A 24,312-nucleotide genomic window follows, 5' to 3' on the forward strand; every position below is an offset into this window, starting at 1 on the left:
GGTTTTGGCGCCGAACATGCAATATGCACGATCAGCAAAAATGCGACTGTTTATAACCTATTGATTTTAAAGAAAATTATTTAAATAAGAGGTTGGCACAGGCCCTGCAACACTCTAGGTAACCCTGCCGCCAACCTAACCTGGCGCAGACTTCTCGAAAAACAGGAGTGACTCGTATGAAAAAGTTCGCTATTGCTGCCGCTACTGCTACCGCTCTGACCCTGGCCATGGGCAACTTCGCGTTCGCCGCTGAAACCACCACCAACGGCACCGTGGCCAAGACCGAACAAGCTGGCTCCGACACCTGGATCACCACCAAGGTCAAAGCCAACCTGCTGACCGAGAAAGGCATTCCAGGCAGCGACATCACCGTTGAAACCAACCACGGCGTCGTGACCCTGGCCTCCAAGGCTGGCACTACCCTGACCTCGGCTCAGAAAACCACCGCCGTCAACATTGCCAAGAAAACCAAGCACGTCAAATCGGTTTCGGCTGACGCGCTGGAAACCCAGTAACAGATTCATGCGACGGGCACAGGATGTGCCCACTCAAAGCCCCGGCCCAGTGTCGGGGCTTTTTTTTGGTTCTTCACGGAGTCCCGGGAAAGCGGGTGGTCCCTACAAACATCTGTAGTGAACAAACAAGGCGGAGCAGGTGATCTCACAGAAATAACTGGCCCGAAACGGATGTGGGAGCGGGGGGGCGCCTAGCCCTTGCCCGGGAAGCGCCGTGCGGACGGCGCTCGATTTCAACAGCGACACAACAACATCGCCTGGCGCTTGGAGGTCCTTATGCAATCCCCAGCCAGGAGCTCCGATGAACATTTTGTCGGCCTGCCTTGCAATTGCATCAAGGCTACCAGATGCATGTCTTGGTCTTTTCTGCGCCCTTGAAACCGAGCGCCGCCCGCGCGGCGCTTCCCAGGCAAGCCTGGTCCCACATCTGTTTCGGGCCAGTCATGTCTGTGAGATCACCTCGTCCGCCTTGTTTGTTCACTACAGATCTTTGTAAGCACCACCAACTTTCCCGGCAATCCGTGAAGAACCTTTTTTATGCCCGTGCGTTTAGTCGCGCATGGCACCAAGGTCAGTCAGCATTCACCTGCATCTCAGTCACCACGCTACCGTCTTTCTGCGCATCACCTATGACCGTATCGATGAGAAACACCTTCTCGTCCGGCAACTGCCCCTTGTCCACCAGGAACGCCTTGATAGCCGCGGCCCGGGCTTGCCCCAGGGCGCGCAGCAATGGCTCGCTGCCAGCCCAGGACTTGATCACGGCGTCATGCAGGTTGGCTTCGCGCTGCTTCTTCTCCAACTGCTCCCATGCCACAGGCGGCTGCTGGTTGAGCTGGGTGCGGTAGATGGCCGGCAGCATGGGGGCTTTCTCGTCCTCGGGCACGGTGAGCAGGTTGGCGTTGGCCGGCACCTTGTCGCCGCGGCGTTGCAGGGTCTTGAAGTAGGTGCTCTGGTATTCCTGCTCAAGGCGTTGCTGGGCAACCAGCGGGCCATCACTGCTGACCGCCGCCGCACCGGCCACCTCCAGGTGCAGGCCGGGGCGGCTCTTGAGGCCGGCGGCCAGCTTGAGCAGGTTGGCCTGGGCGCTGGGGCTCAGGTCGCTGGAACCCGGGGCGAAGGCGATGTTGCTCAGGTCGGCCGAGTCGCCGCCACTGACCAGGCTGCCGAGCAACTTGAAGGGCGCGGCCACCGCTTTGACCACCAGGTTGCGCAGGGTCTGCCAGACGATGGGCATCACGCTGAATTGCGGGTTGTTGAGGTCGCCGGTAATGGGCAGTTCGATGTTGATCTGGCCGTTGACGTCCTTGAGCAAGGCAATCGCCAGTTTCACCGGCAGGCTGACGGCGTCCGGGCTGTCGACTTTTTCGCCCAGTTCCAGTTGGTCGACCAGTACTTTGTTTTCGGCCTTGAGCTGGCCTTTGGTGATCACGTAGTGCAGTTCCAGGTTCATCCGGCCCTTGCGTATGCGGTAGCCGGCGAACTTGCCCGAGTAGGGCGTGAGGGTAGTGAGCTCAAGGCGGTTGAAGCGGGTGTCGATATCCAGGCTGGCCATGGGGTCGAACGGCGTCAGGGCGCCGGCGATGGTCACGGGTGCATAGCGGTCCACCTTGCCCTTGATGTCCACCTTGGCCGGTTTCTGCTGCTGGCTGTCGATGGTCCCGATGGTACCGGTGAGGTCCTGGATATTGGTGGCGAAATTCGGCTTGAGGCTGAAGTCGCCGAAATACGCCGAGCCGCCCTTGATGCTCACACCGCCCACATGGATGGCCATCGGCTTGCTGGCGGCCGCGGGCTTGGCGTTGGCCTGGGTCTGCGGGTTCTGTGCCTGGGGAATCAGCAGGTCATTGACGCTGGTGGTGCGGTCTTCGTTGATCATGAACCGTGCGTAAGGCTGGGTCAGGGTCACCTTGTCGATGCTCAGGCTGGCCCCATGCTCATAGTCCAGGCCGTCGAGCTGCAGGTTTTCCCACTTCACGAAGTCGCGGCCCTTGAGGGTGTCCAGGGTCTGCAATTGATCGACCTTGGCACTACCAGTGATGCTCAGGGTGAGCGGGTCGATGTTCTTCAGGTTCACCGCCAGGTCACTGCCCAGGCGCCCGCTGCGCAGTTCCAGGCGGATGAACGGGGTGATGTAGGCCTGAGCCACGCGCAGGTCGATGTCCTGGGTGTTGACCTTGAGCTTGGCCGTGACAGGCGCCAGGTTGACCTCGCCACTGGCGCTGATCTTGCCCTGTTTACCCAGGCCAGTATCGAGCTTGAGCGTGAAAGGCGACTGGTTGAGGCTGTCGAAGTTCTGCACGTCGACGTTCAGCGGGCCCAGCTCGACTGCCACCGGTTCCTTCTGCATGCGGTCGGCCAGGTGTACCTGGTAGTCACGCAGCTGCACGTCCTTGAGCAGCACCTGCCACGGCTTGCTCGGTGCGCTGGGCACCGGCTGGGTTTCGGGCTTGGCATCGGCCGTGGCCGGGGCGGCCTTCTGCGGTGGCGGTGGCGGGGCTTTGGGTGTAGCAAACAGCTTCTGCCAGTCCAGTTGGCCATCGGCTTCGCGCGCGGCCCAGGTTTCCAGCTTGCTGCTGCGGATCTTGCCGACGGTGACCACTTGCTTGGCCAGGTCCACCGAGGTTTCGCTGACATCCAGGCGTTCGAGCTTGACCAGTGGCCGGCCATCCGGGGCATTCAGGGCAAAGGGTGCGACGCTGACCGAGGCATTGGTCAGGTTCAGCTGGGTGTCCTTGGACAGGTTCAGCGAGTAGTCGGTGCTCAGGTTGAGGATGCCGTCCTGCAGGGCCAACGGCAGGGCATCGCGCACATAGGGCCACCAGACCTTCATCTTGGCGTCGGTAACCTTCAACGAGCCTTCGGAGGTGATCGGTACCAGGCTGATGCGGCCTTTCCAGTCGATCTGCCCGCCGTCGGGGCCGGCGGCCACCATGGTCATGTCGGCGTTGTCTTCGGGCAGGGTGCTGAGGTTCTTCAGTTCCAGGTTCATCGAGTTGTAGAGGAATTCGATGGGTTCGCTGGGGCGCACGTCCTTGAAGTGCAGATAGCCTTCGTTCAGCTTGATGCTGCCAATGCGTAGGGGGAACGGTTTGCTGGCGGGCTCGTCAGGTTTGGCCGGCGCGCTGGCCGGCAGCTTGAACAGTTGGGCCAGGTTGAGGCTGCCGTCTTTGTTGAAGAGCAGTTCGGTGCGCGGTTTGTCCAGCTCCACGGCTTCCAGGTGCAGGGCCTTGGTCCACAGGCTGTCGATCTGCAGGTTGGCGTACAGCCGTTCGAAGCCCACCTGCTCGATGCCCGGCTCGCCAATGTGCAAGCCCCACACCGTCAACTCCAGGCTGAAGGGGTTGAACTCCAGCCGTTCCAGGTGGGCCGGCACGCTGGCGTACTTGGCCAGTTGCTGATTGGCGATGCGCAGGCCAACGCCCGGCAGAATCAGGAAGCCCAGCAGGCTGTAAAGCGCGATCAGGGTCAGCACGGCGGCGAGGGCGCGTAACAATCCTTTGGGCATGTGAGGCGTCTACTGCGTGGAATGGGAGTGCTTGGAGTATGGCACGCCAATCTGGTTCCGAAGACATGTCCGTATTGTGTGTACGAATTTTCTAAACCGTTACGCAGTATTTGCTTTTACAGCTGTTTCACAGCTGCAACACCAGGGTCTTGAGTGGTGGCTGACCGTCCTGGGAGGGAAAGTCGGCCGCCGGGGTGATGACCTGCCAATCGCGTACCGGGCGCCCGGCTTTCTCGGCGCAGCGCAGCACTTGTTCACGCCAGTCGTCCAATGCCACTTTCGCCAGGTTGTTGCAGCAGATCAGCACGCCATCGTCGGCCGTGGCCAACAGGGCGGGTTTGAGCAGGCTCTGGTAGTCGCGCAGCAGGTCGACGGTGCCGAAAGCACTCTTGGCCCAGGCGGGTGGGTCGAGGAATACCAGGTCGAACTGGCGCTGCTCCAGCCGCGCATAGCTGGGCAATTTCTGCCCGCGGCGCTGGCTGATCGGCAAGCCGGCCAATTGGCGGATAGCGGGGAAGTAATCCGACTGCACAAAGCCCATGGCCGGCAGGTGTGGGTTGAGCGCGCCGTTCTCCTTGCCTACTGCCAGGTTGCCCTCGGCGAAGTCCAGGTTCACTACTTCGCGGGCCCCGCCGGCCGCGGCGCTCAGGCCCACGCCACAGGTGTAGGCGAACAGGTTGAGCACGCTTTTGCCCTGGCTGTTGGCTTTGACCCAACCGCGGGCGTTGCGCAGGTCCAGGAACAGCAGCGGGTCCTGCCCGGCATGACGGCCGCGCACCCGGTAGTTCAGGCCCCATTCGTGGCCCACCAGGTCCACCAGGGCGGCTTCGTCGGCCTGGTAGACGGTGTCCTGGCGGTCGATGCGCGAGTTGCCCCGGGAGCGGTCGTTGTAGACCAGCAGCAGGTCCTGCCCCAATTCACGGTTGATGGCCTCATGAAGGGCCAGCAGGTCGTCGCGTTCCAACGGTTGGTGGAAGCTTTGTACCATCAGCTGCGGGCCGTAGCGGTCCACGGTGAGGCCACCGGCGCCCTCCTGGCTGCCGTGAAACAGGCGGTAGCAGTCGGTGGCTTCGGCGTGTAGCTGGGGCAGGAGGTCTTTGCGGGAGTCGAGAGCGGCGCGCAGCGCCTTGTTCACAGTGGACATGCGCTGTACGCCTTGAAGAAAGATCTGCCAGTTTAATCGTTGTGGGCTGTGGGGTGAACCTGATATTCCCTGTGGGACCGGGCGGAGCTCGGGAAACAGTCAATACGCCGTGTCAGGCCATCCCCATGCGCCGTCGCGCCCGGTGCGCGGAACCATCGCGCACCGCCCAGCGCAGGATCGGTGCGGTACCGCCGATGCCGCCGCGCACGAGCCGGCGCTTCAGATCCCCCTGGGGCAGTTCCAGCATGTCGCTCGCCCAATCCGGTAACAGGTCTACCCCGGCCTGCATCATCAATGCCCCGAACGGCTTGGCCAGGCGGCTGGGCGCAGGCGCGTCGAGCAGCAACCGAATGACCTCGCGGCTGCGGTGGTCGCACACCAGTTGCGGGCGAATGCCTTCCAGGTAATCGGCGATTTGCTGCCGGGACGCGGGTACATCGCGTGCGCCCAGCCGCTCGGCCACCAGGGCAATCTCGGCGTAGTAGCGGTCCTGGTCGGCCAATGACAGGTGCGGGTTACGGTAGCGCAAATGCGCGGCGAGAAAGTGGCTGACCTCGGCTACATGCACCCAGGTCAGCAGGTCCGGGTCACTGGCCGCATAGGCGCGGCCATCTTCGGCATGGCCCACCACCTGCAGGTGGATGGTGCGTACCTTGTCGATCAGCCAGTTGGCGTCGCCGGTGGCGCCGAACGTAGTGCCGGAGATGAACTGCCCGGTGCGCCGCAGCCGGCCCAGCATGTCGGTGCGAAAGTTGGAGTGGTCCCACACCCCGGCGAGGGCCAGGGGGTGCAGGGCCTGGAGCATCAGTGCGGCAATGCCGCCCACCAGCATGCTGGTGAAGTCGGCATGCACCTGCCAGCACACCGCCTGGGGGCCGAACAGGCCCGGGTCGCCCCGCGGGTTTTCCAGGTCCAGCTTGCCCAGGGACAGGCCGGTGAGGCTCAACACTTGTTTCTCGATACGGCGGCGAATGAATTCCATGGGCAGTCGGGGTCTGGGCTCAGCGGTTCAGGCGCTGATCGATCAGGCCCTGCACCACACTGGGATCGGCCAGGGTCGAGGTATCGCCCAGGCTCTCGGTTTCATTGCAGGCGATCTTGCGCAGAATGCGGCGCATGATCTTCCCGGAACGGGTCTTGGGCAAGGCAGGTGCCCACTGGATCAGGTCGGGCTTGGCGAAGCGGCCAATCTCCTTGCCCACCTGCTGTTGCAGCGCCTGCAGCAGTGCATCGTCCGGCGTCACCCCTTGCATGGGCGTGACGAAGGCGTAGATGCCCTGGCCCTTGAGGTCGTGAGGGTAACCGACCACGGCCGCTTCGGCGACACTGTCATGCAACACCAGCGCGCTTTCCACTTCTGCGGTACCGATGCGGTGCCCCGATACGTTGATCACGTCATCCACGCGGCCGGTTATCCACAGGTCGCCGTCTTCGTCACGCCGGGCACCGTCGCCGGTGAAATAATAACCGGGGAAGGGCTTGAAGTAGGTATCCAGCATGCGCTGATGATCGCCGTAGACGCTGCGGATCTGCCCGGGCCAACTGGCCTTGATCACCAACAGGCCGCTGCCGGGGCCCTCCAGCACCTTGCCCTGTTCGTCCAGCAGCAACGGTTGCACGCCGAAGAAGGGCTGGGTGGCGCAGCCGGGCTTGATGCGCCGGGTGCCGGGCAGGGGCGTGAGCATGATGGCGCCGGTCTCGGTCTGCCACCAGGTGTCGACGATAGGGCAGCGTTGCTTGCCGACCTCTTCGAAGTACCAGTGCCAGGCCTCGGGGTTGATCGGCTCGCCGACGCTGCCCAACAGCCGCAGGCTTTCGCGCGAGGTACTGGCCAGCGGCCCCAGCCCTTCGCGCATCAGGGCGCGCAGGGCCGTGGGGGCGGTGTAGAAGATATTCACATGCTGCTTGTCGATGATCTGCCAGAAGCGCGAGGCATCCGGGTAATTGGGCACGCCCTCGTAGATCAGCGTGGTGGCGCCGTTGGCCAGGGGTCCGTAGACGATATAGCTGTGGCCGGTTACCCAGCCAACGTCGGCCGTGCACCAGAACACCTCGCCTTCGCGGTAATCGAACACGTACTTGAAGGTCATGGCCGCTTGCAGCAAGTAGCCGCCAGTGGTGTGGAGCACGCCCTTGGGCTTGCCGGTGGAACCGGAGGTATACAGGATGAACAGAGGGTCTTCACTGCCCATGGGCTCGGGCGGGCACTCGTCGCGGACCCCGTGAACGGCCTCGTGGTACCAGAGATCCCGGCCCGGCGACCATTGCACCTCACCTTGGGTGCGCTGCACCACCAGCACAGTGGTAACGGCCGGGCAGCCTTGCAAGGCCGTGTCGACATTGTTTTTCAGCGGGGTGTATTTGCCGCCGCGTACGGCTTCGTCGGCAGTGATCACCGTGCGGCAATCGGCGTCCAGGATGCGGTCGCGCAGCGCCTCGGGCGAGAAGCCGCCGAACACCACCGAGTGCACCGCACCGATGCGCGCGCAAGCGAGCATGGCGTAGGCGGCTTCAGGGATCATGGGCATGTAGATGCATACCCGGTCACCTTTGCCTACGCCGCGCTCCTTGAGCACGTTGGCCAGCCGGCAGACGTTGTGGTGCAGCTTGCGGTAGGTGATCTCGGCGGACTCCACCGGGTTGTCGCCTTCCCAGATGATCGCCACCTGATTGCCGCGGCTGGCCAGATGGCGGTCGATACAGTTGTAGGCAACGTTGAGGTGAGCGCCCTCGAACCAGCTCGACTGGCCCTTGTGCAGGTCGCTGTGGTGCACGTGGGTCCAGGGGCTTATCCAGTCGATGAATTTTTCGGCCTGTTCGGCCCAGAAGGCGTCGGGTTGGTCGATGGACTGACGGTACAGACGCTGGTAGCCGGCATCGTCCAGGCTGGCGCCACGGCGCACGGCGTCCGCTTTCGGGTAGGCGGTGATATCGAACATGGCGGTGTTCCTTGTTCTGCTAGGTCACCCCTCAAGCTTAGCCCTGCTGAGCGCTGCAGGTGCTGGCAAAAAAAATCCCCTCACAGGGAGGGGATTGTTTTTCAGGCTGGACTCAACCGCGGTGGCGACCGCGGAAGTAGTTGATCAGGCCCTGGGTAGACGCGTCTTCGGCCGGCTCTTCGATGCCGCCGGTCAGGCGCTGGTACACGCCCTTGCCCAGTTCCTTGCCCAGCTCCACGCCCCATTGGTCGAAGGCGTTGATGCCCCACAGCACGCTCTGCACGAACACCTTGTGCTCGTACATGGCCACCAGGGCGCCCAGGCGGCGCGGGCTGATGCGCTCCACCACCAGGGTGTTGCTCGGGCGGTTGCCCGGGATGACCTTGTGCGGCGCCAGTTTCTGCACCTCGGCCTCGGACATGCCTTTTTCGCGCAGCTCGGCCTCGGCTTCGGCGCGGGTCTTGCCCAGCATCAGCGCCTGGCTCTGGGACAGGCAGTTGGCGAACAGCCACTGGTGGTGGTCCGACACCGGGTTGAAGCTGACTACCGGCACGATGAAGTCGGCCGGGATCAGTTGGGTGCCCTGGTGCAGCAGCTGGTGGTAGGCGTGCTGGCCGTTGCAACCCACGCCACCCCAGATGACCGGGCCGGTGTCGGTGGTGACCGGCGAGCCGTCCTGGCGCACGCTCTTGCCATTGGACTCCATGTCCAGTTGCTGCAGGTGCTTGGTGATGTTGCGCAGGTAGTGGTCGTACGGCAGGATCGCATGGGACTGCGAACCCCAGAAGTTGCCGTACCATACGCCCAGCAAGGCCAGCAGCACGGGCATGTTCTGTTCGAACGGCGCGGTCTGGAAATGCTGGTCCATGGTGTAGGCACCGGACAGCAGTTCCTTGAAGTTGGCGGTGCCGATGGCCAGGGCGATCGGCAGGCCGATGGCGGACCACAGCGAATAACGCCCACCTACCCAGTCCCACATCGGGAAGATGTTCTCTTCACGGATACCGAACGCCACGGCCGCGGCGTTGTTGCTCGACACGGCGATGAAGTGGCGGTGCAGCTCGGCTTCCGTGCCGCCCTGGGCGAGGTACCAGCCGCGGGCGGCCTGGGCGTTCTTCAAGGTTTCCAGGGTGCTGAACGACTTCGACGAGACGATGAACAGCGTGGTCTCGGCGCGCAGTTTGGTGGTCAGCTCGTGGAACTCGCTACCGTCGATGTTGGCCAGGTAGTGGCAGCGCACGCCTTTCTGGGCGTAAGGCAGCAGGGCTTCGGAGACCAGCTCAGGGCCGAGGAACGAGCCACCGATACCGATGTTCACCACGTCGGTGATGGGCTTCTCGGTGTAGCCGCGCCACAGGCCGTCGTGGATGCGCCCCACCAGTTCGGTGATCTGGTTCAGCACCTTGTGTACTTCCGGCATGATGTTGCTGCCGTTGACGTTCAGCTTGTCGCCCACCGGGCGGCGCAGGGCGGTGTGCAACGCCGGGCGGCCTTCGGAGGAGTTGAGCAGTTCGCCGGCGAACATCGACTTGATGGCGCCTTGCAGGTCAACTTCATTGGCCAGTTTGACCAGCAATTCGCGGGTCTCGGTGGTGATCAGGTTTTTCGAGTAGTCGAGGAACAGGCCGCAACCGCTCAGGGAAAATTGATGGAAGCGCTGTGGGTCGGCTGCGAAAGCCTCGCGCATGCTGAAATCCTGCATGGCCTGGCGGTGCTGGGTAAGCGCCTGCCAGGCGGGCAGAGCGGTAACGTCGTGGGGGGTGCGGTAATACGCCATCGCTGCGGGTTTCCTTGTACTTGAACAGCCTTTGGACACGGTCGGATCCCGGCCAGTTGCATGAATGTTGCAACCTGTGGGAGCTGGCTTGCCAGCGAGCTTTCGGGGCGCTGACAAAGCGCGCTGGCAAGCCAGCTGCCACAGTAACCCTCTATCGCCCTTCTGTCTGCGCGCTGCCCGGTACTTTTTCAGGCGCCGGGCTTTGCAGGATAGCAGTCAGGCGTCGAGGTTCAGGTGCAGATTGTCGATCAGCCGCGTGGTGCCCAGGTAGGCGGCGGCGATGATCACCAGGTCGCGGTCTTCGGTGGTGGCGGGGCGCAGGTTGATGCCGTGGCGCACTTCGAAGTAGTCAGGCTTGAAACCTGCTGCTTCGATCTGTGCGCGGGCCTCGGCCAGCAGGCGTTCGTAATCACGCTCACCGCCGGTGATGGCCTGGGCCACGTGCTGCAGGGCGCGGTACAGCACGGGCGCGGCGTTGCGCTGTTCGGCGGTGAGGTAGCCATTGCGCGACGACAGCGCCAGGCCGTCCTCGGCGCGTACCGTGGGTTCGCCGATGATCTGGATGGGCATGTTCAGGTCGCGCACCAGGGCGCGGATCACCGCCAGCTGCTGGTAGTCTTTCTGGCCGAACACGGCCAGGTCCGGCTGGACCATGTTGAACAGCTTGCTGACCACCGTGGCCACGCCTTCGAAATGCCCGGGGCGGCTGGCGCCACACAGGCCTTCGGACAGGTGCGGAACGCTGACGCGGGTTTGCACGGCCATGCCGTCGGGGTACATCTCTTGCACGGTGGGGGCGAACAGCAGGTGGCAGCCCGCCTGGATCAGCCGCTCCTGGTCGGCGGCCAGGGTGCGCGGGTATTTGTCCAGGTCTTCGCTGGGGCCAAACTGCAGCGGGTTGACGAAGATACTCGCCACCACGAAGTCGACGCGCTGGGCGGCCTTGGTGACCAGGGCGGCGTGGCCGCTGTGCAGGTTGCCCATGGTCGGCACGAAGCCGATACGCTTGCCTTCGCTGCGGGCGCGAGCCACGGCAGCGCGCAACTCCTTGACGTTTTTTACGGTGTTCATGCACTAAATCCGTGTTCGGGACCGGGGAAACTGACGTCTTTGACGCCTTTTACATAGGCTTGCAGTGCGCCTTGGATATCGGGCTGGCCGGCCAGGAAGTTCTTCACGAACTTGGCCGTGCGGCCTGTCAGCGACAGCCCGAGCATGTCGTGCAACACCAGCACCTGACCGTCAACGCCGGCACCGGCGCCGATGCCGATGACCGGGATCTTCACCGCCTGGGTGATTTCGCTGGCCAGCTCGCTGGGGACGCACTCCAGCAGGATCATGGCGGCACCCGCCTGTTCCAGGGCAATGGCATCGGCACGCATCTGCCGGGCCTGGGCTTCCTGGCGGCCTTGCACTTTATAGCCACCCAGCACGTTGACGGTCTGGGGCGTCAACCCCATGTGCACGCACACCGGCACGCCGCGCTCGGCGAGCATGCGGATGGAGTCGGCCAGCCAGGCCGCGCCCTCGACCTTGACCATGTGGGCGCCGGCCTGCATCAGTTGTGCGCTGTTGGCGAACGTCTGTTCCAGGGTGGCGCAGGCCATGAACGGCAAGTCCGCCATGATCAGCGCGCCCTTGTTGCCGCGTTTCACGCTGGCCACGTGGTAGGCCATGTCGGCGTTGGTGACGGGCAGTGTGCTGTCATGGCCCTGCAGGACCATGCCCAGCGAGTCGCCGATCAGCAGGATTTCCACACCCGCCTGGCTGGCCTCATGGGCGAACGTTGCGTCATAGCAGGTCAGCATGGCGATTTTCTCACCCTTGAGCTTGAGGCTCTGCAGGGTGGTCAGGGTGATTTGTGGCATCAAAAGTGTCCTCAGTCGGGCGCCGTGATTACTGCTGTCAGTAAGCGGTTCAAACACAACATCATCTAAGCGTGATGTTTTGGAAACGGCCACACAGCGGCCGCTCCGCGCCGTTTTGCTGCGTTAGTGAGCAACGGGATGCCTATAGTCGTGAGGAGGGGGCGGGAAGTCAATTGGATGTGTTACGGGGGTGTTACTGGGTGGGGCGAACGGGTGTTACCGGGGGGCTGCATGCGCCAGGGCATGCAGCGGTCAGCCCCGATGGAGCCTCACGCCAACCGCTCCAGCCCCTCGAACGGACAGGCCGCCAGGAGATCGACCAGCAAGCGCCCATCTGCCAGCCGCAAGCCAGGCGGCGCCACCTCGGCCAGCGGGTACAACACGAAAGCCCGCGCCTGCATATGGTAATGCGGCACCTTTAGCCGAGGCTCATCGATGACGCGGTCGCCGAACAGCAGAACGTCGAGGTCCAGCGTGCGTGGCCCCCAGCGCTCGGCCCGCACACGCCCTTGTTCATTTTCGATGGCCTGCAGGGCGTCGAGCAACGCCAACGGCGCCAGTTCGGTTTCCAGGCGCGCTACCGCATTGGTGTAGCGCGGCTGGCCGGGTGACAGCGACTCACTGCTGTACAGCGACGACACCTGCAAGCCCTGGCTCGATGGCAACTGCGCCAGCGCTTGGATGGCCTGGCGCAGTTGCTCGGCGGGTTCGGCCAGGTTGCTGCCCAGACCGATGTACACGACTTCCATCGCTTATTCGCCCGAGTCTGCCGCGGCGTTACGCTTGCGCTTGGCCCCCGTGCGCTTGCGCTTGCGCGGGCCGGTGCCGGCTTCGTCCTTGCTGCCCAGGTCGCGGATCATGTCGCGACGCTCGCTGTCGTTGGCGTCCTGGTAGTCGGTCCACCATTCGCCCAGGCCGTCAGTCTGCTCGCCGGCGCTTTCACGCAGCAGCAGGAAGTCGTAGCCGGCACGGAAGCGCGGGTTGTCCAGCAACAGGTCGGCGCGCTTGCCGCTGCGCCGTGGCAGGCGTTCCTGCATGTCCCAGATCTCGCGGATCGGGATGGTGAAACGCTTGGGGATGGCGATACGTTGACATTGCTCGGCGATCAGTTCGTGAGCGCCTTCCTGCATGGCCGGGATCGGCGGCATGCCGCGTTCCTGCAGGCGCAGCACGCGGGCGGGCAGGGCCGGCCACAGCAGGGCAGCGAACAGGAACGCCGGGGTCACCGGCTTGCCCTGCTTGACGCGCAGGTCGGTGTTCTTCAGCGCTTCGCTGATCAGCGTGTGGGTATAGGTGGGCGAATGCTCCAGGGCTTCGGTGCTGGCCGGGAACAGTGGGTCGAACAACTGCAGGTCCACCAGCATTTCGAAGGTGTCGGCGGCGTTGCCCGAGAGGAACAGCTTCAGGCTCTCCTCGAACAGCCGGGCCGACGGGATCTCGCGCAGCATGGGCGCCAGTTCGCGGATCGGCGCGGCAGTATGCTTCTCGATGCCGAAGTCCAGCTTGGCGGCGAACCGCACGGCCCGCAGCATGCGCACTGGGTCTTCCTGATAGCGCTGCACCGGATCGCCGATCAGGCGGATCAGGCGGTTGCGGATGTCGTGCACGCCGTTGGCGTAATCGAGGATGCGCTCGCTGACAGGGTCGTAATACAAGGCGTTGATGGTGAAATCGCGACGCTGGGCGTCCTCTTCGAGGGTGCCGTACACGTTGTCGCGCAGGATGCGACCGCTTTCGTTGCGCGACGACTGGTTGCTGTCTTCCTCTTCCTCATCCTGGGGATGATTGGCGCGGAAGGTCGCGACCTCGATGATTTCGCGGCCGAAATGGATATGCACCAGCTTGAACCGCCGGCCGATCACCCGGGCGTTGCGAAACTCCGCACGCACTTGTTCGGGGGTGGCGCTGGTGGCGACGTCGAAGTCCTTAGGGGTGATGTTGAGCAGCATGTCACGCACGCAACCGCCCACCAGATAGGCCTGATAGCCCGCGTTCTGCAGGCGTTCGACGATGCTCACCGCATGGCGGCTGAACTGGTTGCGCTGCAGCGAGTGTTGCCCGCTATTGAGCACTTCGGGCGTGGTGCGCAGGTGCTGCACACGACGCACGGGGGTACGGAAAGACTGGAACAGCTTCTTCAGCATGGGATGCACTGTTTGAAGGAATGTTCGGCCATGAATGGAGAATGACCGCATGATGGGCGGGGATTCTAGCATTTAGTCGGGGGATGGTGTAGGACGCAGCGCAAGGAGGGGGACGAAACGCGAAAAATCAGGGGGCCGGAAACCACAAGGGGAGCCGAAGCTCCCCCAGAATGTAGTTGCATGCTCTTCTTGTTTTTTGTTCGGGCTTCTTGTTTTTGTTAACGCCCTGCCCAGAAGGTCTTTGCCTGTGGGCTGCTCCCTAACCGGGAGTCAAGAGCAAACGGATTGCTTTGGTCGCTGTGTTGTAGTCATCCAGTGCGGGCTCTGCTTTTTAGTGCAGTTTTTGTTGTTCTCTGCCTGGCTGTGGGGCGAACCCCGCGTTACAACGCCTCTCCAAAAGAATCAGTTAGCTGCGCCTCCGCCGTGTTGTTCTTGTTATGCGTGAGCCGTTTCATCTTGTTTTTATTCTAGTGTGTCATTTGCTTATTGTTGTTCTTGTACCAAATACATAGCAGGTGCCGTGCCAACTTTTTGAAACCCCTGTAAAACAAGGGCTTGCGCTGATTTAGGGCGCTTAGCCACTACCTGATGAAGCCATCATTCGTTACCTTGCGACTCGGCGTTTGTTACGCCTCGCGGGTGGGGGTAACAGTTTGTCACGCGCCCCGTCTGTTACCCCGTGACAGTGGCGTAACAGCTGAAACGTATCAGCTTTCGCTGGTGGCCCCCGACTTGCGGCGCGGTATACCCAGGCGCTGGCGTCGTTCCCACAAACACTTGCGGCTGACGCCCAACTTGCGCGCCAGTTCGGTTTCCGTCATGTGGTCCTGATGTTCGAGCACGAAGTGCTGGAAGTAGTCTTCCAGCGACAGGTCTTCGGTGGGCTCGTGGCTGGTGCCATTGGCATTGCCGGCCGCGTTGGACGCCAGTGGGTCGAACACGTCGTCGTCCAGATCTTCCAGCTCGATGTCGATGCCCAGCAGTTCGGCGGAAATTTCCGGGCTCTCGCTGAGGATCACCGAGCGCTCCACGGCGTTTTCCAGTTCCCGTACGTTCCCGGGCCACGAATAGTGGCGAATGGCTTGTTCCGCTTCGGCGGAGAAACGCAGGTCGTTACGGCCAATGCGGGCGCTCTGGCGGGCGAGGAAGGCGTTGGCAATCTCGTTGACGTCGGCACCACGCTCGCGCAGGGCCGGCAGTTTCAGGGCGATCACATGCAAACGGTAGTAAAGGTCTTCCCGGAACTGGCCCACCTTGGCCAGGCTCTTGAGGTCCCGGTGGGTGGCGGCGATCAGGCGCACATCGACTTTTTGCGACTGCACCGAGCCTACCCGGCGGATCTCGCCTTCCTGTAGCACGCGCAACAGGCGCGCCTGGGCTTCCAGGGGCAGTTCGCCGATTTCGTCGAGGAACAGCGTGCCGCCGTCCGCCGCTTCCACCAGGCCAGCACGACCCGCGCTGGCGCCGGTGAACGCACCTTTCTCGTGGCCAAACAGCTCGGACTCGATCAGGGTTTCCGGAATGGCCGCGCAGTTGACCGAGATCATCGGCGCCTTGGCCCGGCGTGACAGATTGTGCAGGGCGCGGGCCACCAGCTCTTTACCGGTACCGGACTCGCCCTGGATCAGCACGTTGGAGTCGGTAGGCGCCACCTTGCGGATCTTGCTGTACATGTCCTGCATGGGCGGGCACGAGCCGATGATGCCGATTTCGCCATTGGCGTTCTCGGCACCGGCGGCCGCCTTGGTGCTGCCATTGGCACGTTCCGCGGGCGCCGGGGCGGTCGCGGGCGCACTTTGGCGGTCGCGCAGGATGCGCGCCACGGCCTGCAGCATTTCATCGTGGTCGAACGGTTTGGCGATGTAGTCCACCGCGCCCATTTTCATGGAGTCCACGGCCGAGCGCAGGCTGGCGTAGCTGGTCATGATCAGCACCGGCTTGCCCTGGCCCAGCTTGATCAGCTCGGTTCCCGGGGCGCCAGGCAGGCGCAGGTCACTGACGATCAGGTCGAAGGTGGGAATTGAGAAGCGTTCCTGTGCTTCTTGCACGGAGCCGGCTTCGCTGACCTGGTACTGATTCCGTTCAAGCAGGCGGCGCAGGGCAGAACGAATAATGGTTTCGTCTTCGACGATCAGAATGTGCGGCATTGATTCAATTCTCTCGACGGTCTCAGTTCACGGCGGACGTCGCTTCGACATGTCGCGGCAAGGTCACCCGAATACGGGTACCGCGCTGGCTTTGAGTATCAGCCGGGCTGTCGATGGTGATCTGTCCATAATGCTCTTCAACGATGGAATAGACCAGAGCAAGCCCCAGTCCGGTTCCCTCGCCCGGATCCTTGGTGGTGAAGAAGGGTTCAAACAGGCGGTCCATGATGTTCTTGGGAATGCCGCTGCCTTCGTCCTCGACGATCAGGTCCACGGTGTGTTCGCTGGCTTCGCTCTTGACCCGCACGGCGCTGCCGGCGCTGGAGGCGTCGCGGGCGTTGGACAGCAGGTTGATCAGCACCTGGGCCAGGCGCTGCGGGTCGCCTTCCACCCAGTGATCGGGGTCGCACAGGTTGTAGAACTGCACTTCGAAATTGCGCCGGTTCAGGGCCAGCAGGCCGATGGCATCCTGGGCTACCTCCGACAGGTTCACCGGTTCATCGCTGTGCTGGTGGCTGCCGGCGTGGGCGAAGCTCATCAGCGACTGCACGATGCGTGAAACACGCTTGGTCTGTTCGAGGATCTGGCTGCTGAGCTCGGTGATTTCACCGTCTTCCTCACGCTCTTCGCGCAGGTTCTGCGCCAGGCAGGCGATGCCGGTGATCGGGTTGCCGATTTCGTGGGCCACGCCGGCCGCCAGGCGGCCGATGCTGGCCAGGCGTTCGGAGTGCACCAGCTTGTCTTCCAGCATCTGCGTGTCGGTGAGGTCTTCGACCAGCAGCACCAGGCCGCTGTTGCCGGGGGCCAGGGGCTCGTCGATGGCCGCCTTGTGCAGGTTCAGCCAGCGGGTCTGGCCGTCCAGGCCCAGGCGCTGTTTGTGCAGGTGTTCATCGGGAACGTTGATGAAGCCTTGCAGCAAACCGCGCCACGGCTCGCCAATGGTCATCAGGCGCGAGCCCACGACGCGCTGGGCAGCGATGCCGGTCAGTTCTTCCATGGCCTTGTTCCACATCAGGATCTCCTGGTCCTTGGCCAGGGAACAGACGCCCATGGGCAGCTCTTGCAGGGTCTGGCGGTGGTAGCGGCGCAGGGCGTCCAGTTCGGCGGCCAGGCCCGTAAGGCGTGAGTGGTAGTCTTCCAGGCGGCTTTCGATGAAGTGGATGTCTTCGGTCACATAGTTTTCATTGCCGGACTTGTACGGCAGGAAGGTCTCGACCATGTCCTGGGCCACGCTGGGGCCCATCAACCCCGAGAGGTTGGCTTCGATACGGTCGCGCAGGCGGCGCAGGGCGTAGGGGCGACGCTCATCGAACGGCAGGTACAGGTCGCGCAGCGCCTGTTCCACTTCCTTTTGCGCGGCCTTTGCGCCCAGGGGCTTGGCCAGTTGGGTGGCGAATTCCTGGGGGGAGGCGGCATGCAATTCACGACGCTGGGGGCGGCGTACATTGTCCACGGCACAGGCTTCAGCCGCGCTGGCCTCCTCGGCGCTGGGGTTGCTGAACAGTGAAATCAGCGTGAACATCAGGACGTTGGCCGCCAGCGAGGCGATGGCCGCCATGTGCCAGCTGGTGTCGTCCAGCACGTAGATCATGTTCAGCAGCGGGATGTAGAACCCCTGCAGGTTGCCGATCAGCGGCAACAGCATGGTCACCATCCACACCAGGATGCCGGCCAGCAGCCCGGCGATGAAGCCCCGGCGGTTGGCGGTCGGCCAGTACAGCACCGACAGCACCCCTGGCAGGAATTGCAGGGTGGCGACGAAGGCGACGATGCCCAGGTTGGCCAGGTCCTGGGCGGTGCCCAGCAGCAGGTAGAAGGCGTAGCCGGCCATGATGATGGCCACGATCAGCCCACGCCGCGTCCACTTCAGCCAGCGGTAGATGTTGCCTTCGGCCGGTGGCTGGTACAGGGGCAGCACCAGGTGGTTGAGCGCCATGCCCGACAGCGCCAGGGTGGTGACGATGATCAGCCCGCTGGAGGCTGACAGCCCACCCACATAGGCCAGTAGCGCCAAGGCCTTGCTGTTGGCGGCGATGCCCACGCCCAGGGTGAAGTATTCCGGGCTGGTGGTGGCGCCCAGGCGCAGGCCGGCCCACAGAATGAGCGGCACCGCCAGGCTCATCAGCAGCAGGAACAACGGCAGGCCCCAGCTGGCGCTGACCAGCGAGCGCGGGTTGAGGTTTTCGGTGAAGGCCATGTGGTACATGTGCGGCATCACGATGGCCGAGGCGAAGAACACCAGCAGCAGGGTACGCCAGGGGCCTTCCTGCAGCGGGGTGTGCAAGGCGGCGAGGGCGGTCTGGTTCTGCAGCAGCCAGAGTTCCAGTTCGTGGGGGCCGTTGAACACGCCGTACAGGGCGTACAGGCCAATGCCGCCCACGGCCACCAGCTTGATGATCGACTCGAAGGCGATGGCGAACACCAGGCCTTCATGTTTTTCGCGGGTGGCGATGTGGCGCGAACCGAAGAAAATGGTGAACAGTGTGATCAGGGCGCAGAAGGCCAGGGCTACGCGGTTCTGTACCGGGTCGCGGGTGAGGATGCTGATGGAGTCGGCCACGGCCTGAATCTGCAGGGCCAGCAGGGGCAGCACGCCGATGAGCATGAACACGGTGGTCAGCGCGCCGGCCCAGGTGCTGCGAAAGCGGAAGGCGAACAGGTCAGCCAGGGACGACAACTGATAGGTGCGGGTGATCTTCAGTATGGGGTACAGCAGCACCGGCGCCAGCAGAAAGGCGCCGGACACCCCCAGGTAACACGCCAGGAAACCGTAGCCGTACTGGTAAGCCAGGCCCACCGTACCGTAGAACGCCCAGGCGCTGGCGTACACGCCCAGCGACAGGGTGTAGGTGAGGGGGTGGCGAATGATTGCGCGCGGGATCATTCCACGTTCGCTGACCCAGGCCACGCCGAACAGCACCAGCAGGTAGCAGGCGCTGATCAGGATCATCTGGGTGAGGCTAAAGCTCATCGGCATCACGTTGGCTCTGGAGAATGAAAGTCACCACGATCAGGATCAGCCACAGCAGATAAGGCCGATACCAGGCGCCGGTCGGTTCTATCCACCAGTCCATGATCGCGGGGGAGAACAGGTAGATACCGACTACCAGCAGTAGGACCAAACGGTAGATATACATGCCGGCCTCCTCAGTGGATGAACGTCAAACCCCAGGGTGCTCGACTTATTATTGTACGCATGGGCAAAAACGGTGCGGCGATGGTAACGCAAGCGCCGCGTAGTGCAACTGGAAGTTCGCTACATAGCCCGCAGCAGCGGACCAGGCCGCGTCGGCCCCAGACGCGCCGTCCAGGTTCAAGGCTGCAGTTGCGCCTCGGCCAACGTGAGAACGCGGGGAATCAGGCTGGCATCCCAATGGGTGATGCCCCAGCCCAGTATTTCATTCGCAGTAGCGTCATGCAGCTCGGCAGGGGCCGGTTGCCCCAGGGCACGCAAGGCGCGCAACAGCAACGGCCCGGCTTCGTCGGCCTGCAAGGGTGGCGAACGGTAGCTCTTGCCCAATTTGTTGCCATCGGGCTGGATGATCAGCGGCACGTGCAGGTACCTGGGCTGGGGCAAGCCCAGCAGCTCTTGCAGGTATAACTGGCGGGGCGTGGAGTCCAGCAGGTCGGCGCCGCGCACGATGTGCGTCACCCCCTGCCAGGCATCGTCCAAGACCACAGCCAACTGGTACGCATAGAGGCCGTCGCGGCGGCGAATCACGAAATCACCGGAATCGCGCCCCAGATGCTGCGCGAAACGCCCCTGCACGCGGTCCTCGAAGGCGTAGTTCAATTCCGGTACGCGGATGCGAATGGCCGCGTCGTGCTGGCCATGCCCGGCGTTGCGGCACAGGCCGGGATAGATGCCCTGGTAGGGCTCCAGCTGCTTGCGCGAGCAGGTACAGGCATAGGCCAGCCCTTGCTGGAACAACCGGTCGATCAGCTGGCCATAAGCGTCATGGCGCTGGCTTTGATAGGCCACTTCACCGTCCCACTCAAAGCCGTAGTTTTCCAAAGCCGTCAGGATGGCCGCCTGGGCACCGGGCATTTCCCGCGGTGGGTCCAGGTCTTCCATGCGCAGCAACCAGCGGCCGCCAACAGCGCGGGCGTCCAGGTAGGAGGCGAGGGCGGCGACCAGCGAGCCGAAATGCAGGAAACCACTGGGGGTTGGCGCGAAGCGGCCAATGTAGGCAGGCGTGTTCATGGGAACAGGTTACTGGATAAATTGGCGAAGGGGGGCAGGGGCCCCGGGGCGCGATGCGCGCCCCGGGTGCGACAGGTCATTTGCCGACCTGTTTTTCCTTGATCTCAGCGAGGGTCTTGCAGTCGACGCACAGGTCGGCGGTAGGGCGAGCTTCGAGGCGTTTGACACCGATCTCGACACCACACGACTCGCACCAGCCGTATTCTTCGTCGGTGATCAGTTGCAGGGTCTTGTCGATTTTCTTGATCAGCTTGCGTTCACGATCACGGGCACGCAGTTCCAGGGCGAATTCTTCTTCCTGGCTGGCACGGTCAGCGGGGTCGGGAAAGTTGGCTGCCTCATCCTTCATGTGGTCAACGGTCTTGTCGACGCCGACCATGAGGTCTTGTTTCCATTTCTGCAGAATCTTGGTGAAGTGTGCGCGCATGGGTTTACCCATGTACTCCTCGCCGGGAGCCGCAACATAAGGCTCGAAGCCACTTTCCAGTGTTTGGGTAGATGCTTGCTTTTCATTGGTGGACATTGGTTGACCGCCTCTCGCTCTTCTAATCCATTGCGCAGGATGCTCCATCTCCGACACCCGCCGGCCCTGCGACTGCAAGCCGGCGAACTTAGCAGATCAATCCAGGCGGCGCCACTCCCGGTTGTCGAGCCTGTCGAAGATGGCGTCAAAGCATATGGACCCGCCGTTTCGCGACACGTTCGGCTGCCACGTCCGGTAGAATCGTTATTTTACACCCTTTTAAGGAAGGTCAATGGCCCAGCCCTACAGTGCGCGCAGCCGCGCCATCGAACCCTTTCACGTCATGGCGCTGCTGGCGCGGGCCAATGAGCTGCAGGCGGCGGGCCATGACGTGATCCACCTGGAGATCGGCGAACCGGATTTCACCACCGCCGAGCCCATCGTCCGCGCGGGCCAGGCGGCCTTGGCCAACGGCCATACCCGCTACACCGCCGCCCGCGGCCTGCCAGCGTTGCGCGAAGCCATCGCCGGTTTTTATGACCAGCGCTACGGGGTGAACATCGACCCACAGCGTATTCTCATCACCCCGGGCGGTTCCGGCGCGCTGCTGCTGGCCAGTAGCCTGTTGGTGGACCCTGGCAAGCATTGGCTCCTGGCAGACCCGGGCTACCCGTGCAATCGGCATTTCCTGCGGCTGGTGGAAGGTGCTGCGCAACTGGTACCGGTAGGCCCCGAGGTGCGTTACCAATTGACTGCCGACCTGGTGGCCCGGCACTGGGACCACGACAGCGTTGGCGCCTTGGTAGCGTCGCCCGCCAACCCAACCGGCACACTGCTCAGCCGCGACGAGCTGGCCAGCCTGTCCCGGGCCCTCAAGGCGCGCAATGGCCACCTGGTGGTGGACGAGATCTACCACGGCCTGACCTATGGCGTGGAGGCGGCGAGCGTGCTGGAAGTGGACGATCAGGCGTTCGTGCTGAATAGTTTTTCAAAATATTTCGGCATGACCGGTTGGCGCCTGGGGTGGTTGGTGGCGCCGCCCGAGGCAGTCCCTGAACTGGAAAAGCTGGCCCAGAACCTCTACATCAGCGCGCCCAGCATGGCCCAGCATGCCGCCCTGGCCTGTTTCCAGCCCGACACCCTGACGATTCTGGAAGAGCGCCGCGCCGAGTTCGGTCGCCGCCGCGATTTTCTGCTGCCAGCCCTGCGCGAGCTGGGCTTTGGCATTGCCGTGGAGCCCGAGGGTGCTTTCTACCTGTACGCCGATATCAGCCGTTTCGGTGGCGATGCTTTCGCGTTCTGCCAGCACTTCCTGGAAACCGAGCACCTGGCCTTCACCCCCGGCCTGGATTTCGGCCGTCACCAGGCGAGCCACCATGTGCGCTTTGCGTACACCCAGAGCTTGCCACGCTTGCAGCAAGCGGTAGAGCGCATCGCCCGCGGGCTGCGGAGTTGGCAAGGCTGATGGAATTCAATCCCCCATTGGAAGAAGGCCGTCTGCTGCGTCGCTACAAGCGTTTTCTTGCCGACATCCGCACCCTGGACGGCGAGGAGCTGACGATTCACTGCCCCAACACGGGCTCTATGTTCAACTGCATGGTCGAAGGTGGGCAGGTGTGGTTCAGCCGCTCCAACGACCCCAAACGCAAGCTGCCCGGCACGTGGGAGATCAGCGAAACGCCCCAGGGGCGGCTGGCATGTGTCAATACCGGGCGGGCCAACCGGTTGGTGGAAGAGGCGTTGAACGCCGGTGTCATCAGCGAATTGGCCGGGTTTACTTCGCTCAGGCGTGAGGTGGCCTACGGCGACGAAGGCAGTCGGGTGGACTTCTGCCTGCAGTTCCCCAGCGGCCCGGCGTATGTCGAAGTCAAAAGCGTGACCCTGGGTTTTGATGGCCATGGGGTAGCGGCGTTTCCCGATGCCGTGACCCAGCGCGGCGCCAAGCACCTACGGGAATTGGCGACCCTGGCGCGCAAGGGCGTGCGGGCCGTGCAGTTGTATTGTGTGAACTTGACCGGGGTCGAGGCGGTAAGGCCTGCCCACGAGATCGACAGCGCCTACGCAGAAGCGCTGAAGGTGGCGGCGCAGGCGGGCGTCGAGGTGATTGCCTACGGGGTGCACCTGGATAGCCGGCAGGTCTACATCGACCAGCCATTGCCCGTCATCCTGTAACGCGCTGGCCACCAGGGCCGCGCGGTGGCTGATGCACCGCGTGGCCCCCGCCGCTACACGCTGTTATACCTCGACCCAGATGCCGCGCTCATCCTCGCGGCAATCGAAGTTCTCCAGTTCCTTGCCCTCGCAGGGGCCCGCCACGCATTCGCCGCTATCCATCAGGAACAACGCGCCGTGGCTGGCGCAACGAATCAGGCTGGCGCTTTCGTCCAGAAACACGTCCGCTTCCCACTGCAGGGCGGTGCCCCGGTGGGGGCAACGGTTGCGATAGGCGTACACCCGCCCGTCGCGGCGTACCACGAACAGCTTGATGCCTTCGCGTTCGAAACCACGGCTTTGGGCTTCGCCCAATGCGCTGCTTTCACACAGCCAGTGCATGTAGACCTCGATTGTTTTACCTGATGATACAAGGGCCGGCTTGACGCTCAAATGCAAATAATTATCAAATGAAACGCTGGGTTGCCGTTCGGGCGGGCATTCAACGGGATTACGCCGGGCGCCGCAACCTTTGTCAGTCACTGCAATGAGGATAGCGTGATGCGCTTGAGCGCCAGGGTCATCGGTTTCACCGCGGCAATGCTGTTCCACCCCTGGGCGCTTGCCGCTCAGACCCTGCCGCAGCACTGGGTAAGCGCCGGCGGTGCCTTGACCGAGTGGGTGGTGGCCATGGGTGGAGAGGGCAAGCTGGTGGGCGTGGACACCACCAGCCAGCACCCGGACAGCGTCAAGGCGCTCCATAGCATTGGTTACCAGCGCGCCTTGTCGGCAGAGGGCATCCTGAGCCTGGCACCGCGCCCGGACATTCTGATTGGCACCGAGGAAATGGGGCCGCCGCCGGTCCTGCAACAGATTCGTGCCGCCGGGGTGGGTGTGGAGATGTTCGATAGCAAGCCGGAGCTGCCCACCTTGCAGGCCAACCTTCTGCACCTGGGGCGCCTGCTGGGGGATGAAGCCCACGCCGGCCAGTTGTTCGATGACTACCGCCGGCAGTTGGCCCGCCACCAGGCCTGGGTGCGCCAGGCTGAAGCGCAACACCCTGCGCCTGGCGTGATCCTGATGCTGGGGCACATGGGCGCGAAGCCGCTGGTGGGCGGCCCGGGCACGGTGGCCGACTGGATGATCACCCAGGCTGGCGGCCACAACCTGGCCACCCAGCCGGGCTACAAGAACTTCTCCACCGAGGTGCTGGCGGCGCTGGACCCACAGGTCATCGTGTTCGCCGACCGTACCCTGAGCGGCGACGCGGCCATCGCCGCGCTGCTCAAGGACAACCCGGCCCTGGCCACTACCCGCGCGGTGAAGGACAAGCGCATCGTGCAGGTGGACCCGACGCTGCTGGTGGGTGGGCTCGGGCCGCGCTTGCCCGCGAGCCTGGGCAGCCTGTCCCAGGCGTTCTACCCTGACGCCAAGCCCGCCCAATGAGGCCCG

General features: G+C 63.4%; 19 protein-coding genes. 4 read left to right on the top strand and 15 right to left on the bottom strand.

Translation table 11 applies throughout. The annotated features are described in order from the left end of the window. The first annotated feature begins 176 nt into the window (after positions 1-176). Positions 177-515: a BON domain-containing protein gene (locus HWQ56_RS03885; protein WP_158157546.1), complete on the top strand. Its 339-nt coding sequence runs from the start codon at positions 177-179 to the stop codon at positions 513-515. A gap of 571 nt (positions 516-1,086) precedes the next feature. Here the strand turns inward: HWQ56_RS03885 and HWQ56_RS03890 are convergent. From HWQ56_RS03890 to dksA, 14 genes are all read right to left on the bottom strand, one after another. Next, positions 1,087-4,023 carry a DUF748 domain-containing protein gene (locus HWQ56_RS03890; protein ID WP_176569831.1) on the bottom strand — a complete coding sequence of 979 codons (2,937 nt, stop codon included), beginning with the start codon at positions 4,021-4,023 and terminating at the stop codon, positions 1,087-1,089. A 127-nt stretch (positions 4,024-4,150) separates the two neighbouring features. Further along, on the bottom strand, positions 4,151-5,167 hold the full coding sequence (locus HWQ56_RS03895) for a class I SAM-dependent rRNA methyltransferase (RefSeq protein ID WP_176569832.1): 1,017 nt from the start codon (positions 5,165-5,167) through the stop codon (positions 4,151-4,153). Between the two features lie 112 nt (positions 5,168-5,279). Beyond that, positions 5,280-6,149, bottom strand: coding sequence for an oxygenase MpaB family protein (locus tag HWQ56_RS03900; protein WP_176569833.1), 870 nt, complete (start codon positions 6,147-6,149; stop codon positions 5,280-5,282). Between the two features lie 19 nt (positions 6,150-6,168). Then, complete coding sequence (gene acs, locus HWQ56_RS03905) at positions 6,169-8,106, bottom strand: acetate--CoA ligase (RefSeq protein WP_176569834.1); 1,938 nt, start codon at positions 8,104-8,106, stop codon at positions 6,169-6,171. A 112-nt stretch (positions 8,107-8,218) separates the two neighbouring features. After that, positions 8,219-9,883, bottom strand: a complete 1,665-nt coding sequence (gene pgi, locus HWQ56_RS03910; protein ID WP_158155550.1) for a glucose-6-phosphate isomerase — start codon at positions 9,881-9,883, stop codon at positions 8,219-8,221. Between the two features lie 216 nt (positions 9,884-10,099). Beyond that, on the bottom strand, positions 10,100-10,954 hold the full coding sequence (panC, locus tag HWQ56_RS03915; protein WP_158155548.1) for a pantoate--beta-alanine ligase: 855 nt from the start codon (positions 10,952-10,954) through the stop codon (positions 10,100-10,102). Beyond that, entirely contained in the window at positions 10,951-11,751 is an 801-nt protein-coding gene (panB, locus tag HWQ56_RS03920) for a 3-methyl-2-oxobutanoate hydroxymethyltransferase (RefSeq protein ID WP_158155546.1), read from the bottom strand. The genes panC and panB overlap by 4 nt, the downstream gene beginning before the upstream one ends. Before the next feature lie 269 nt (positions 11,752-12,020). Then, entirely contained in the window at positions 12,021-12,500 is a 480-nt protein-coding gene (gene folK, locus HWQ56_RS03925; protein WP_176569835.1) for a 2-amino-4-hydroxy-6-hydroxymethyldihydropteridine diphosphokinase, read from the bottom strand. A 3-nt stretch (positions 12,501-12,503) separates the two neighbouring features. After that, positions 12,504-13,895, bottom strand: a complete 1,392-nt coding sequence (locus HWQ56_RS03930; protein ID WP_176569836.1) for a polynucleotide adenylyltransferase PcnB — start codon at positions 13,893-13,895, stop codon at positions 12,504-12,506. Positions 13,896-14,602: 707 nt separating this feature from the next. Further along, positions 14,603-16,042: a sigma-54-dependent transcriptional regulator gene (locus tag HWQ56_RS03935; protein WP_158153736.1), complete on the bottom strand. Its 1,440-nt coding sequence runs from the start codon at positions 16,040-16,042 to the stop codon at positions 14,603-14,605. Between the two features lie 22 nt (positions 16,043-16,064). Next, entirely contained in the window at positions 16,065-19,019 is a 2,955-nt protein-coding gene (locus HWQ56_RS03940) for a sensor histidine kinase (RefSeq protein ID WP_176569837.1), read from the bottom strand. Continuing rightward, positions 19,003-19,179 carry a hypothetical protein gene (locus HWQ56_RS03945; protein ID WP_003250005.1) on the bottom strand — a complete coding sequence of 59 codons (177 nt, stop codon included), beginning with the start codon at positions 19,177-19,179 and terminating at the stop codon, positions 19,003-19,005. The genes HWQ56_RS03940 and HWQ56_RS03945 overlap by 17 nt, the downstream gene beginning before the upstream one ends. 176 nt (positions 19,180-19,355) lie before the next feature. Further along, complete coding sequence (gluQRS, locus tag HWQ56_RS03950) at positions 19,356-20,246, bottom strand: tRNA glutamyl-Q(34) synthetase GluQRS (RefSeq protein WP_176569838.1); 891 nt, start codon at positions 20,244-20,246, stop codon at positions 19,356-19,358. A gap of 76 nt (positions 20,247-20,322) precedes the next feature. Beyond that, positions 20,323-20,769 carry an RNA polymerase-binding protein DksA gene (dksA, locus tag HWQ56_RS03955; protein ID WP_158153739.1) on the bottom strand — a complete coding sequence of 149 codons (447 nt, stop codon included), beginning with the start codon at positions 20,767-20,769 and terminating at the stop codon, positions 20,323-20,325. 232 nt (positions 20,770-21,001) lie between these two features. Between dksA and HWQ56_RS03960 the strand changes: the two genes are divergently transcribed. Beyond that, the gene (locus HWQ56_RS03960; RefSeq protein ID WP_176569839.1) at positions 21,002-22,174 is read left to right on the top strand and encodes a pyridoxal phosphate-dependent aminotransferase; all 1,173 of its coding nucleotides are present in this window, start codon (positions 21,002-21,004) and stop codon (positions 22,172-22,174) included. After that, complete coding sequence (sfsA, locus tag HWQ56_RS03965; protein WP_158153741.1) at positions 22,174-22,881, top strand: DNA/RNA nuclease SfsA; 708 nt, start codon at positions 22,174-22,176, stop codon at positions 22,879-22,881. Before HWQ56_RS03960 ends, sfsA begins: the two co-directional genes overlap by 1 nt. A gap of 63 nt (positions 22,882-22,944) precedes the next feature. Here the strand turns inward: sfsA and HWQ56_RS03970 are convergent, their stop codons facing one another. Further along, the gene (locus HWQ56_RS03970) at positions 22,945-23,262 is read right to left on the bottom strand and encodes a Rieske (2Fe-2S) protein (RefSeq protein WP_158153742.1); all 318 of its coding nucleotides are present in this window, start codon (positions 23,260-23,262) and stop codon (positions 22,945-22,947) included. A gap of 159 nt (positions 23,263-23,421) precedes the next feature. On the opposite strand from HWQ56_RS03970, the gene HWQ56_RS03975 reads away from it, so the two are divergent. Continuing rightward, positions 23,422-24,306 (top strand): heme/hemin ABC transporter substrate-binding protein, encoded by an 885-nt coding sequence (locus HWQ56_RS03975; protein ID WP_176569840.1) that lies wholly within the window; start codon positions 23,422-23,424, stop codon positions 24,304-24,306. Positions 24,307-24,312: the final 6 nt, after the last annotated feature.

The organism is Pseudomonas eucalypticola (assembly GCF_013374995.1).
In the GTDB taxonomy this organism is placed as follows: domain Bacteria; phylum Pseudomonadota; class Gammaproteobacteria; order Pseudomonadales; family Pseudomonadaceae; genus Aquipseudomonas; species Aquipseudomonas eucalypticola.